Below are 12,963 nucleotides of genomic sequence, written 5' to 3' on the forward strand. Positions count from 1 at the left end.
TCGCCGTCGTCACGGATTGCGCCCGGGCAGTGACGGCGTTGCCCGTACCGACACCTCGACACCACCCCGCAGGGCCCGGCGCGACCGGCCGGCCCGGCTGACCGACAGGGATCACATTGGACCGTCTCGTCGTCCGCGGCGCCCGTGAGCACAACCTCAAGGACGTCCACCTCGACCTGCCCCGCGACGCCCTGATCGTCTTCACCGGGCTGTCCGGGTCGGGCAAGTCGAGCCTGGCCTTCGACACCATCTTCGCCGAGGGCCAGCGGCGCTACGTCGAGTCGCTGTCGGCCTACGCCCGCCAGTTCCTCGGGCAGATGGACAAGCCCGACGTCGACTTCATCGAGGGCCTATCCCCGGCGGTGTCGATCGACCAGAAGTCGACCAACCGCAACCCGCGGTCGACCGTCGGCACCATCACCGAGGTCTACGACTACCTGCGGCTGCTCTACGCCCGCGCCGGCCAGCCGCACTGCCCCAACTGCGGCAAGCCGATCTCGCGGCAGACCCCGCAGCAGATCGTCGACCAGGTGCTCGCCATGGAGGAGGGCACCCGCTTCCAGGTGCTCGCCCCGGTCGTGCGGGCGCGCAAGGGCGAGTACGTCGACCTGTTCAGCTCGCTGCAGACCCAGGGCTTCTCCCGCGTCCGGGTCGACGGCGTCGTGCACCCGCTGACCGAGCCGCCGAAGCTCAAGAAGCAGGAGAAGCACACCATCGAGGTGATCGTCGACCGGCTGACGGTCAAGGAGAGCGCGAAGCGGCGGCTCACCGACTCCGTCGAGACCGCGCTCGGCCTGGCCGGCGGCCTCGTCGTCCTCGACTTCGTCGACCTGCCCGAGGGCGACCCCGAGCGCGAGCGCACCTTCTCCGAGCACCTGGCTTGCGTCGACGACGGCCTGTCGTTCGAGGCGCTGGAGCCGCGCAGCTTCTCGTTCAACTCGCCGTTCGGCGCCTGCCCCGAGTGCACCGGCATCGGCACCCGCAAGGAGGTCGACCCCGACCTCGTCGTGCCCGACCCGGAGAAGTCCCTGGCCGACGGTGCGATCGCCCCGTGGGCCGGGTCGATGAGCAACGAGTACTTCCAGCGGCTGCTGTCGGGGCTGGCGGACCAGCTCGGCTTCTCCATGGACACCCCGTGGGAGCGGCTGCCTGCCAAGGTGCAGAAGGCCGTGCTGCACGGCTCGCCCGACCAGGTGCACGTCCGCTACAAGAACCGCTACGGCCGCGAGCGCAGCTACTACGCCGCCTTCGAGGGCGTGCTGCCCTTCCTCGAGCGCCGGCACGAGGACACCGACAGCGACTACATGCGGGACAAGTACGAGGGCTACATGCGAGACGTGCCCTGTCCCGTGTGCCACGGCACCCGGCTCAAGCCCGAGATCCTCGCCGTCAAGCTCAACGACCGCTCGATCGCCGAGGTCACCGGCCTGTCGATCGGCGAGGCCGCCGAGTGGCTGGGTGCGCTGGAGCTGGGCGAGCGGGAGCGGGCGATCGCCGACCGCGTGCTGCGGGAGATCCAGGCCCGGCTGTCCTTCCTCGTCGACGTCGGCCTGGACTACCTGTCCCTCGACCGCCCGGCGGCCACGCTGGCCGGCGGCGAGGCGCAGCGGATCCGGCTGGCGACGCAGATCGGCTCGGGGCTGGTCGGCGTCCTCTACGTGCTCGACGAGCCGTCGATCGGGCTGCACCAGCGGGACAACACCCGGCTGATCGAGACGCTGGTCCGGCTGCGCGACATGGGCAACACGCTCATCGTCGTCGAGCACGACGAGGACACCATCAAGACCGCCGACTGGGTGGTCGACATCGGGCCCGGCGCCGGCGAGCACGGCGGCGAGGTGATCGTCAGCGGCACCGTCGACGACCTGCTGGCCAGCGAGCGGTCGCTGACCGGGCAGTACCTGTCGGGGCGGATGGAGATCACCGTGCCGAAGGTGCGGCGCCAGCCGCAGCCGGGCCGGGAGCTGGTGGTCAAGGGCGCCCGCGAGCACAACCTCAAGGGCGTCGACGTGACGTTCCCGCTGGGGATGCTCGTCGGCGTCACCGGGGTGTCGGGGTCGGGCAAGTCCAGCCTGGTCAACGACATCCTCTACACGGTGCTGGCCAACCAGCTCAACCGGGCGCGGATGGTCCCCGGCCGGCACCGCACGGTCACCGGCCTGGAGCACCTCGACAAGGTCGTGCACGTCGACCAGTCGCCGATCGGGCGGACGCCGCGGTCCAACCCGGCCACCTACACCGGTGTCTGGGACCAGATCCGCAAGCTGTTCGCGCAGACGTCGGAGGCCAAGATCCGCGGCTACCAGCCCGGACGCTTCTCCTTCAACGTCAAGGGCGGGCGCTGCGAGGCGTGCTCCGGTGACGGCACGCTGAAGATCGAGATGAACTTCCTGCCGGACGTCTACGTCCCGTGCGAGGTCTGCAAGGGCGCCCGGTTCAACCGGGAGACGCTCGAGGTGCACTACAAGGGCCGGACGGTGGCCGAGGTGCTCGACATGCCGATCGAGGAGGCCGCGGACTTCTTCGCCGCGATCCCGTCGATCGCGCGTTACCTGCGCACGCTGACCGACGTCGGCCTGGGCTACGTGCGGCTCGGGCAGCCGGCCACCACGCTGTCCGGCGGCGAGGCGCAGCGGGTGAAGCTGGCCAGCGAGCTGCAGAAGCGGTCCAACGGCCGCAGCGTGTACGTGCTCGACGAGCCGACCACCGGGCTGCACTTCGAGGACATCCGCAAGCTGCTGATGGTGCTGCAGGGGCTGGTCGACAAGGGCAACTCGGTGATCGTCATCGAGCACAACCTCGACGTCATCAAGAGCGCCGACTGGCTGATCGACATGGGTCCCGAGGGCGGGTTCCGCGGCGGCACGGTGGTGGCCGAGGGACCGCCGGAGTTCGTCGCGTCGGTGCCCGAGTCGCACACCGGCCGCTACCTGGTGCCGCTGCTCGACCCGGCGGCGGTCGAGGCCGCGGCGGCCGGGCCGAAGAAGCGGGCCACCCGCAAGCGCGCCAGCTGACGCCGCACCGACGGCGCCGGTCCCGGGATCCGGGACCGGCGCCGTCGTGCGTCCCGGGTCAGCGGCGCCGCGTGCGACGCAGCGCCAGGGCGGCCGTGCCCACCACCACGGCGGCGGTGGCGACGAGGACCGGCACCCCAGCCGGCAGACCGGCCGCACCGTCTGCGGACGCCGTGTCGGTCCCCGTCTCGGGATCGGTGTCAGTGGAGGTGTCAGGGGCCGGCTCGGGCGTGGCGGCGTCCGGGTCCGTGCCGGACGGCGGAGCGGGCGCCGGGGTGACCGGGGCCAGCGGTGCGTGCTCGAACGTGAACGTGCCGTCCAGGGGGTGACCGTCGGCGGCGACCGCCGACCAGGTGACCGTGTGCCGGCCCGCCCCGGTCAGCGCGACGGGCGCGGTGAGCACCGCGCCCTCGTGCGACACCGCGCCGGCGCCGACGGGTGTGCCGTCGGGTCCGGTCACCGTGACGTCGCCGCCGAGGACGCTCGCGGTGAAGGTCAGCGTGACCGCCTGCGGGGTGGTCGTCACGGTGCTGTCGGCCGCCGGCTCGGTGGAGCGCAGGCCGGTGTGCGCCGAGGCCGTCGCGGGGGCGGCGAGCAGCAGCCCGACGACCAGCACGGTGACCGCGGACAGGCGGGCGAGGACGGAGCGGCGGACGGCCGGTGGCACGGGACCTCCAGGGGAGCGGGTGTCACGTCCTTGGTCGTCCGGAACACCCGTGTGGTTCCCGCGTGCTCCGGTGGACCGGCTCGGGAGGGCGGGAGTGCGGTCGTGGTGGTCCGGCCGGTGGGGGTGGTGACAGTCGGCGTGCCGTCGGCGGTGACCTGGTGGTGCCAGCCGGGTGCCGGGTGCGTGCCGCGGTGGTGGCGGGTGCGGAAGCCGGCCGGGTCGGCGGCGCCGGTGGCCCGTCCGGCCAGGGGGCGGCGTGGTCGAGGTCGCCGCTGTGCGGGACGCGACGGCGGCCGGCCGGTGGCCGGCGGTGGCCGCCCGCGCCCGCCACGCGGTGTGCCGGGCGATCTCCCGGTCGGCGGCCTGCACCGTCGTCGAGCAGCGGAAACGCGGTCCGCGCGGCCTGGCGGGGATTCCTGGCCCCTCGCGAGACGGAGCCCGCCGTCGCCCTCTTGAGCAGATAGGGCACCGACCCGTATCGTCCGTGTGACGAACGTCACGCCGTGTGTCGGCGCGACGGGTCCTGCGATGGAGGAGCTGCCGATGAGCGCGCTCACGCCCGACTGCGACCCCGACCTGTCCCACTGCGGCAAGCCGCCCTCCGGTGGTGGCCTCCGGTCGACCCTCGTGCTGGTCGCCCTGGTGACCGTCGCGGTGCTCGCCGTCACCGGCGACGCCGTCCCGGGTGCCGTGGCGTTCCTGGCCGGGGGCGTGGGTGCGGTCGCGGCGCTCGTGCTCGGTGCGCGGGGCGTCCGCCTGGGGCAGCGTGCCGTCGCGGCGGTGCACCTCCCCGGCCTGGTCGGGGCGCACCGCTCCCGTCCCGCCGGCTGACCGTCCGGCCGTGCGGCCGGCCCGGCCGCACGGCAGGGTGACCTCCGACGACGTCCGAGGAGGCCAGCCCCATGACCGACCCGACCTTCACCACCGCCGCCGACGGCGCCCGCCTCGCCGAGCGCCGTTGGACGCCCGACGGCGAGGTCCGGGCCGTCCTGCAGGTCGTGCACGGGCTGTCCGAGCACGCCGGCCGCTACGGCCGGCTGGCCGCCGCGCTGACCGCCCGCGGGATCGCCGTCGGTGCGCTCGACCAGCGCGGGCACGGGCGGACCGCGGAGTCGACGGGCCCCGGCCGCTTCGGCGACGGGGCGGGCAGCGACGCCGTCCTCGACGACGTCCGCGACCTCGGCGAGCGGCTGGCCGCCGACCACCCCGGCGTGCCGCGGTTCCTGCTCGGCCACTCGCTCGGCTCGGCGGTCGCACTGGCCTCCGCGGCCCGCGACGGCGCCGGGCTGACCGGCCTCGTGCTGTCCGGGCCGCTGGGGACCGCGCCGGGGCTCGCCGCGTCCGTGCCCGGCCTTGAGGCCGCGGTCGCCGCGGGGTCGGGGGAGGAGCCGATGGCGGTGCTCGGGGCGTTCAACGCGTCGTTCGAGCCCGCGCGCACGCCCTACGACTGGCTGTCCCGCGACCCGGCGGAGGTCGACGCCTACCTCGCCGACCCGCTCTGCGGCGACGACGTCCCGCCCACGTACGGCTACGGCGCCGGGATGTTCGCCCTCGTCGCCCGGTCGGCCTCGCCCGAGAGCCTGGACCGTCTGCCCGCCGGCCTGCCCGTGCTGGTGCTCTGCGGCTCCCGCGACCCGGTCGGCGGCGACGAGGCCGAGCACGTGACCGCGCTGGCCGACCTGCTGCGCGACCGGGGCCTCATGGTGGAGCTGCACGTGTACCCCGGCGCCCGGCACGAGGTGTTCAACGAGACCAACCGCGACGAGGTGACCGCCGACCTGCTGGCCTGGCTCGAGGGCCGGCTGCCCGCGTGAGCGGGACCGCGGGGGCGAACCACACCGGTGTCGTCCGCCCGACCTAACCTGGGAGCCATGCCCGACCCGTCCACGTACCGCCCCGCGGTCGGCAGCATCCCGGAGTCACCCGGGGTCTACAAGTTCCGCGACCCCAACGGCCGCGTGATCTACGTCGGCAAGGCCAAGAGCCTCCGGCAGCGGCTGAACAGCTACTTCGCCGACGTCGCCGGCCTGCACCCGCGCACCCGCCAGATGGTGACGACGGCGGCCGGCGTCGAGTGGACCGTCGTCGGCACCGAGGTCGAGGCGCTCCAGCTCGAGTACAACTGGATCAAGGAGTTCGACCCGCGGTTCAACGTCCGCTACCGCGACGACAAGAGCTACCCGAGCCTCGCGGTGACGCTCAACGAGGACTACCCGCGGCTGCAGGTGATGCGCGGGCCGAAGAAGAAGGGCGTGCGCTACTTCGGCCCCTACGCCCACGCGTGGGCCATCCGCGAGACGCTCGACACGCTCACCCGCGTCTTCCCCGCCCGCACCTGCTCCAACGGCGTCTTCAAGCGCGCCGGGCAGATCGGCCGGCCGTGCCTGCTCGGCTACATCGGCAAGTGCGCCGCGCCCTGCGTCGGCCGGGTCAGCGCCGAGGAGCACCGGGCGATCGTCGACGACTTCTGCGACTTCATGGCCGGCCGCACCGACCTGATGACCCGGCGCCTCGAGCGGGAGATGGCCGAGGCGGCCGAGGCGATGGAGTACGAGAAGGCCGCCCGGCTGCGCGACGACCTCGGCGCCCTCAGGCGGGCCATGGAGAAGCAGGCCGTCGTCCTCGGCGACGGCACCGACGCCGACGTCGTCGCCTTCGCCCAGGACGAGCTGGAGGCCGCCGTCCAGGTGTTCCACGTCCGCGGCGGCCGGGTGCGCGGCCAGCGCGGCTGGATCATCGACAAGGTCGAGGAGGTCTCCACCGGCGAGCTGGTGGAGCAGTTCCTCCTGCAGGTGTACGGCGGCGTCGACGAGGCCACCGGCATCGGCGAGGCGGGGGAGGCGGTGCCCAAGGAGGTGCTGGTCCCCGAGCTGCCCGACGACGCCGACGTCTACGAGGACCTGCTCTCCGAGCTGCGCGGCTCGCGGGTGTCGCTGCGGGTGCCCCAGCGCGGCGACAAGCGCAGCCTCATGGAGACCGTCGAGCGCAACGCGAAGGAGGCGTTCGCCCGGCACCGGGTCAAGCGCTCCAGCGACCTGACGGCGCGGTCACTGGCGCTCTCGGAGCTGCAGGAGGCCCTCGAGCTGCCGGAGGCGCCGCTGCGCATCGAGTGCATCGACGTCTCGCACGTGCAGCAGACCAACGTGGTCGCCTCGATGGTCGTCTTCGAGGACGGCCTGGCCAAAAAGTCCGACTACCGCCGGTTCTCCGTCCAGCACGGCACCGACGACACCGCGGCGATGGCCGAGGTGGTCCGCCGCCGGTTCGCCCGCCACCTCAAGGAGGAGGCCGATCGGCGCGACGAGCAGGGCGTCGCCGCGGAGGAGGGCCGGCCGCGCCGGTTCGCCTACCCGCCGAACCTGCTCGTCGTCGACGGCGGCGCCCCGCAGGTGGCGGCCGCGGCCCGCTCGCTCGACGAGCTCGGCATCGTCGACGTCGCGGTGTGCGGGCTGGCCAAGCGGATGGAGGAGGTGTGGCTGCCCGGGGAGTCCGACCCGGTGGTCCTGCCGCGCACCTCCGAGGCGCTGTACCTGCTGCAGCGGGTGCGGGACGAGGCCCACCGGTTCGCCATCACCTACCACCGGCAGAAGCGGTCCGTCAGCATGCTGGTCTCCCTGTTGGACGACGTCCCCGGTCTCGGGGAGACGCGGCGGAAGGCGCTGATGAAGCAGTTCGGGTCGCTCAAGCGGCTGCGCGCGGCCTCGGTCGACGAGCTGGTGGCCGTGCCCGGCATCGGCCGGCGGACGGCGGAGGCGGTGCTGGCGGCCGTCGCCGAGCCCGCGGCCGACGCCGCCGAGCCGGCCGCCGAGGACGCCGACGACGCCCTCGCCGGGGACACCGTCGTCGAGGGCACCACGGCGCCTGCCGGGCCGGCCGAGCGGGGCACCCCGCGCGCCGACGCCGGGGAGACCGCCGAGGTCGGCCGGGTCGCCTCGTGAGCGGCCCCACCGGGTCGGGCGCGGGCACCGCGGCCGGCGGTCCCGTCGCGTCCCCGGGCGACGGCGTCGCCGGGCCCCAGTCGGGCGTGCCCGCCGGGCTGGACCCCGCGAGCACCGAGACCCCGCCGGTCGAGGTCGTCGTGGTCACCGGGCTGTCCGGCGCGGGCAAGAACAGCGCCGGGCGGGTGCTGGAGGACCTCGGCTGGTACGTCGTCGACAACCTGCCGCCGGCGCTGCTGCTGCCGATGGTCGAGCTCGGCGCGCGCGGCGACGTCCGCCGGTTCGCCGCCGTCGTCGACGTCCGCAGCCGGGCCTTCTCCAGCGACCTGCAGGAGGCGATCCGGGTGCTGCGCGGCGCCGGCCACCACCCGCGCGTCGTCTACGTGCACGCCCGCGACGAGGTGCTGGTGCGCCGCTACGAGTCCAACCGGCGCGAGCACCCGCTGCAGGGCAGCGGCCGGCTGATCGACGGGATCACCGCCGAGCGGGAGCTGCTCACCGGCATCGCCGGCGAGGCCGACCTGTGGGTGGACACCAGCGACCTCAACGTGCACCAGCTGCGCGCGACGCTGGAGAACGCCTTCGCCCGCGAGGGCCGCACCCCGCCGCTGACGGCGACCGTGCTCAGCTTCGGCTTCAAGTACGGCCTGCCCCTGGACGCCGACCTCGTCGTCGACGCCCGGTTCCTGCCCAACCCGCACTGGCTGCCCGAGCTGCGGCCGCACACTGGGCAGGACCCCGACGTCCGCGACTACGTCCTCGGCCAGGAGGACGCCGGCCCGTTCCTCGACCGCTACACCGACGTGCTGCGCCTGCTGGTGCCCGGCTACCGGCGCGAGGGCAAGCGCTACCTGACGCTCGCGGTGGGCTGCACCGGCGGCAAGCACCGCAGCGTCGCCATCGCCGAGGAGTTCGCCCGGCGGCTGCGCGCCGAGGGCATCGACGCGGTCGCGCGCCACCGCGACCTGGGGCGGGAGTAGTGGGCGGGCCCCGGGTGGTCGCCTTCGGCGGCGGCCACGGCCTGGCCGCGGCGCTGGCGGCCTGGCGCCGGCTCACGACCGAGCTGACCGCCGTCGTCACCGTCGCCGACGACGGCGGCTCGTCCGGGCGGATCCGCCGCGAGATGCCGGTGCTGCCGCCCGGTGACCTGCGGATGGCGCTGGCCGCCCTGGCGGGGGAGGACCCCGCCCGTCAGGAGATGGCCCGGTTGCTGCAGCACCGGCTCGGGGGGACCGGCGTGCTCGCCGGGCACCCGGTGGGCAACCTGCTGCTCACCGGACTGGTGGAGCTGCACGGCGGCGACACCGTCCGCGCCCTGGACGCGGTCGCCGCGATGGTCGGCGCGTGCGGGCGGGTGCTGCCGATGGCCGACGTCCCGCTCGACCTGGTCGCCCGCGTGGAGACCGCCGACCCCGACGACCCGGCGCGCACCCGCACCATCCGCGGGCAGGCGGCCATCGCCTCCACCCCCGGCCGGGTGCGCGAGATCCTCGTCGCACCGCCCGACCCGCCCGTGCACCCCGACGTGCTGGCCGCCATCGCCGCCGCCGACGTGGTGTCGCTGGGCCCCGGGTCCTGGTACACCTCGGTGCTGCCGCACCTCCTGGTGCCCAGGCTGCGCCGGGCGCTCGCCGAGACGCCGGCCCGGGTCGTGGTGGTGCTCAACCTGGAACCGCAGCCCGGGGAGACCGACGGCTTCTCGCCGGAGGAGCACCTGCGGGTGCTGCAGGCCCACCTGGACGGTGTGGCGCTGCACACGGTGATCGCCGACGCTGAATCGGTGGTTGACCGCTGTGGTCTGCTGTCTGCAGTGCGTGAGTGCGGCGCCGAGCTCGTGCTGGCTCCGGTCGCCGAGCTCGACGGCCAGCCGCGCCACGACCCCGCGCGGCTGGCAGCCGCGCTGGCACCGGTGGCCGGGCCGCGGGAACGGGGAGGGGTCCGCAGCGGGACCGAGGTGCCCGGACGGTACGAGGGGGAGAGGTGACGCCGGACATGGCGCCGCAGAGCAGGGGGTGGTCGTCGTGGCGATGACCGCCATGGTCAAGGACGAGCTGTCCCGGGTGGAGTGCACGCGCACCTCCGAGCGCAAGGCCGAGGTGACGGCGCTGCTGCGCTTCTCCGGGGGCCTGCACATCGTGGGCGGCCGCGTGGTGATCGAGGCCGAGCTGGACACCGGCTCGGTCGCCCGCCGGCTGCGGCGCGACATCAGCGAGGTCTACGGCTACACCAGCGGGGTGAGCGTGCTGGCCGGCGGCAACATCCGCCGCGGCGTGCGCTACCTCGTGCGGATCGCCAAGCACGGCGAGGGCCTGGCCCGGCAGACCGGGCTGGTCGACCAGCGCGGCCGCCCGGTGCGCGGCCTGCCGCCGTCGGTGGTCTCGGGCAGCATCAACGACGCCGAGGCCGCCTGGCGGGGCGCCTTCCTCGCGCACGGCTCGCTCACCGAGCCCGGCCGCTCGTCCTCCCTGGAGGTCACCTGCCCGGGTCCGGAGGCGGCGATGGCCCTCGTGGGCGCCGCCCGCCGGCTCGGGATCGCCGCCAAGGCCCGCGAGGTGCGCGGCGCCGACCGGGTCGTCGTCCGCGACGGCGACGCGATCAGCGCGCTGCTCACCCGCATGGGCGCCCACGACGCCGTCCTGGCCTGGGAGGAGCGGCGGATGCGCCGCGAGGTCCGGGCCACGGCCAACCGGCTGGCCAACTTCGACGACGCCAACCTGCGCCGCTCGGCCCGTGCCGCGGTCGCGGCCAGCGCCCGGGTGGAGCGGGCCCTGGAGATCCTCGCCGGGGACGCGCCGGAGCACCTGCTGGTCGCCGGGCGGCTGCGCCTCGAGCACGGCCAGGCCTCGCTGGAGGAGCTCGGCCAGCGCGCCGACCCGCCGATGACCAAGGACGCCGTCGCCGGCCGGATACGGCGTCTCCTGGCGATGGCCGACAAGCGGGCCAAGGACCTCGGCATCCCCGACACCGAGTCGGTCGTCACCGACGACATGCTCGCCCAGTAGCCGGCGGGCCCCGGCCGGACCGGCCGGGGCTCGACCGGACGACGCCGCGCGCGGCCGATAGGGTCGTCGCCGATCGCGGCCGCGCGCCCGCGCGGTCGACCGGAGGCGACAACCGAGCACAGGAGGTCACTGTGACCGTACGGGTGGGCATCAACGGCTTCGGCCGGATCGGGCGCAACTTCTGGCGGGCGGCCGCGGCCAGCGGCAAGGACCTCGAGATCGTGGCGGTCAACGACCTGACCAGCCCCGAGGTCCTGGCGCACCTGCTCAAGTACGACAGCGTGCTGGGCGTGCTGTCCGAGGACGTCGCCGCCGACGGCGACAGCATCAAGATCGGCGGCGCCACGGTGAAGGTGCTCTCCGAGCGCGACCCGGCCGACCTGCCGTGGGGCGACCTGGGCGTCGACGTCGTCGTCGAGTCCACCGGGTTCTTCACCAAGGCGGAGGCCGCTCGCCAGCACGTCGACAAGGGTGGCGCCAAGAAGGTCATCATCTCGGCGCCGGCCACCGGCGACGACCTGACCATCGTCATGGGCGTCAACCACGAGAAGTACGACGGCTCGCAGACGATCATCAGCAACGCGTCCTGCACCACGAACTGCCTGGCGCCGCTGGCCAAGGTGCTGCACGACGTCTTCGGCATCGAGCGCGGCCTGATGACGACGATCCACGCCTACACCGCCGACCAGAACCTGCAGGACGGCCCGCACAAGGACCTCCGGCGCGCCCGCGCCGCCGCGCTCAACATGGTCCCGACCTCCACCGGCGCGGCCAAGGCCATCGGCCTGGTGCTGCCGGAGCTGCAGGGCAAGCTCGACGGCTACGCCGTCCGCGTCCCCGTGCCCACCGGCTCGGCCACCGACCTCACCGTCCAGGTCTCCCGCGAGGCCTCGGCCGACGAGATCGACGCCGCCTACCGGGAGGCCGCGGCCGGCCCGCTGGCCGGCTACCTGAAGTACACCGACGCGCCGATCGTCTCCTCCGACATCGTCACCGACCCGGCGTCGTGCATCTACGACTCCAAGCTGACCAAGGTCTTCGGCCCGATGGTCAAGGTGCTCGGCTGGTACGACAACGAGTGGGGCTACTCCAACCGGCTGGTCGACTCCGTCGAGCTCGTCGGCCGCTCGCTGTAACCCGATGCGCTCCCTCGACGACCTGCTCGCCGAGGGGGTGTCGGGCCGGCGCGTGCTGGTGCGCACCGACCTGAACGTCCCCCTCGACAAGCAGACCCGCGCCATCACCGACGACGGCCGCATCCGGGCCAGCCTCCCGACGCTGCAGGCGCTGCGCGACGCCGGTGCCCGCGTCGTCGTGGCCGCGCACCTGGGCCGGCCCAAGGGCGCGCCGGACCCGCAGTACTCGCTGGCCCCGGTGGCCGAGCGGCTCGGTGAGCTGCTCGGCACCGGGGTGCCGCTGGCCGCCGACGTCGCCGGCGACGACGCCCGCACGAGGGCCGAGGCCCTCGGGGACGGCGACCTGCTGCTGCTGGAGAACGTGCGCTTCGAGGCCGCCGAGACCAGCAAGGACGACGCCGAGCGGGGCGGGCTGGCCGACCGGCTGGCCGCGCTGGCCGACGTCTACGTCGACGACGCCTTCGGCGCGGTGCACCGCAAGCACGCGTCGGTCTACGACGTCGCCCGGCGGCTGCCGCACGTGGCGGGGCGGCTGGTGGCCGCCGAGCTCGACGTGCTGACCCGGCTGACCACCGACCCCGAGCGGCCCTACGTGGTGGTGCTCGGCGGTTCCAAGGTCAGCGACAAGCTCGCCGTCATCGAGGCGCTGCTGCCCAAGGTCGACCGGCTGCTGGTCGGCGGCGGCATGTGCTTCACCTTCCTCGCCGCCCGGGGTCTCGGCGTCGGGCGGTCGCTGCTCGAGGCCGACCAGGTGGACACCTGCCGCCGGCTGCTCGCCGAGGCCGGCGAGCGGATCGTGCTGCCGCTCGACGTCGTCGTCGCGCCGGAGTTCAGCGCTGACGTCGACACCGGCGTCGTCCCGGTGGAGGAGATCCCCGACGACCGGATGGGCCTCGACGTCGGCCCGCGCACCGTCGAGGCGTTCGGCCGCGAGCTGGCCGGTGCCCGCACGGTGTTCTGGAACGGCCCGATGGGCGTCTTCGAGCTCGCGCCGTTCCAGGCCGGCACCCGGGGCGTGGCCCGGGCCGTGGCCGCCGTCGACGGGCTGTCGGTCGTCGGCGGCGGCGACTCCGCGGCCGCCGTCCGGGTGCTCGGCCTGGACGAGGCGGCCTACGGGCACATCAGCACCGGCGGCGGCGCGTCGCTGGAGTACCTCGAGGGCCGGGAGCTCCCGGGCCTCGCGGTGCTCGCCGACTGAGGAGGCGC

Annotated in this window: 10 protein-coding genes; 9 read left to right on the top strand and 1 reads right to left on the bottom strand. The window is 74.4% G+C overall.

Annotated features, from left to right (window positions below; genetic code table 11):
• The first annotated feature begins 116 nt into the window (after window positions 1–116).
• A complete protein-coding gene (gene uvrA / locus LY71_RS08940; RefSeq protein ID WP_106276626.1) occupies window positions 117–3,014 on the top strand; it encodes an excinuclease ABC subunit UvrA in 2,898 nt (965 codons plus the stop codon).
• Window positions 3,015–3,072: 58 nt separating this feature from the next.
• On the opposite strand, the gene LY71_RS23395 is transcribed toward uvrA, so the two are convergent.
• The gene (locus LY71_RS23395; RefSeq protein WP_170121283.1) at window positions 3,073–3,681 is read right to left on the bottom strand and encodes a copper resistance CopC family protein; all 609 of its coding nucleotides are present in this window, start codon (window positions 3,679–3,681) and stop codon (window positions 3,073–3,075) included.
• 543 nt (window positions 3,682–4,224) lie between these two features.
• Here LY71_RS23395 and LY71_RS08950 point away from each other — a divergent pair.
• From LY71_RS08950 to LY71_RS08985, 8 genes are all read left to right on the top strand, one after another.
• Entirely contained in the window at window positions 4,225–4,512 is a 288-nt protein-coding gene (locus LY71_RS08950) for a hypothetical protein (RefSeq protein ID WP_106276754.1), read from the top strand.
• A gap of 71 nt (window positions 4,513–4,583) precedes the next feature.
• Window positions 4,584–5,495 carry an alpha/beta fold hydrolase gene (locus LY71_RS08955; RefSeq protein WP_106276627.1) on the top strand — a complete coding sequence of 304 codons (912 nt, stop codon included), beginning with the start codon at window positions 4,584–4,586 and terminating at the stop codon, window positions 5,493–5,495.
• A gap of 57 nt (window positions 5,496–5,552) precedes the next feature.
• On the top strand, window positions 5,553–7,619 hold the full coding sequence (gene uvrC / locus LY71_RS08960; protein ID WP_106276628.1) for an excinuclease ABC subunit UvrC: 2,067 nt from the start codon (window positions 5,553–5,555) through the stop codon (window positions 7,617–7,619).
• Window positions 7,616–8,599, top strand: coding sequence for an RNase adapter RapZ (rapZ, locus tag LY71_RS08965; RefSeq protein WP_245887777.1), 984 nt, complete (start codon window positions 7,616–7,618; stop codon window positions 8,597–8,599). The genes uvrC and rapZ overlap by 4 nt, the downstream gene beginning before the upstream one ends.
• Window positions 8,599–9,603, top strand: coding sequence for a gluconeogenesis factor YvcK family protein (locus LY71_RS08970; protein ID WP_106276629.1), 1,005 nt, complete (start codon window positions 8,599–8,601; stop codon window positions 9,601–9,603). Before rapZ ends, LY71_RS08970 begins: the two co-directional genes overlap by 1 nt.
• A 43-nt stretch (window positions 9,604–9,646) precedes the next feature.
• Complete coding sequence (gene whiA, locus LY71_RS08975; protein ID WP_425283686.1) at window positions 9,647–10,621, top strand: DNA-binding protein WhiA; 975 nt, start codon at window positions 9,647–9,649, stop codon at window positions 10,619–10,621.
• Between the two features lie 131 nt (window positions 10,622–10,752).
• Window positions 10,753–11,757, top strand: a complete 1,005-nt coding sequence (gap, locus tag LY71_RS08980) for a type I glyceraldehyde-3-phosphate dehydrogenase (protein ID WP_106276630.1) — start codon at window positions 10,753–10,755, stop codon at window positions 11,755–11,757.
• A 4-nt stretch (window positions 11,758–11,761) separates the two neighbouring features.
• Entirely contained in the window at window positions 11,762–12,955 is a 1,194-nt protein-coding gene (locus tag LY71_RS08985; protein ID WP_106276631.1) for a phosphoglycerate kinase, read from the top strand.
• Window positions 12,956–12,963 lie beyond the last annotated feature (8 nt).

Origin of the sequence: Geodermatophilus tzadiensis, from assembly GCF_003002915.1 — a bacterium.
In the GTDB taxonomy this organism is placed as follows: Bacteria; Actinomycetota; Actinomycetes; order Mycobacteriales; family Geodermatophilaceae; genus Geodermatophilus; species Geodermatophilus tzadiensis.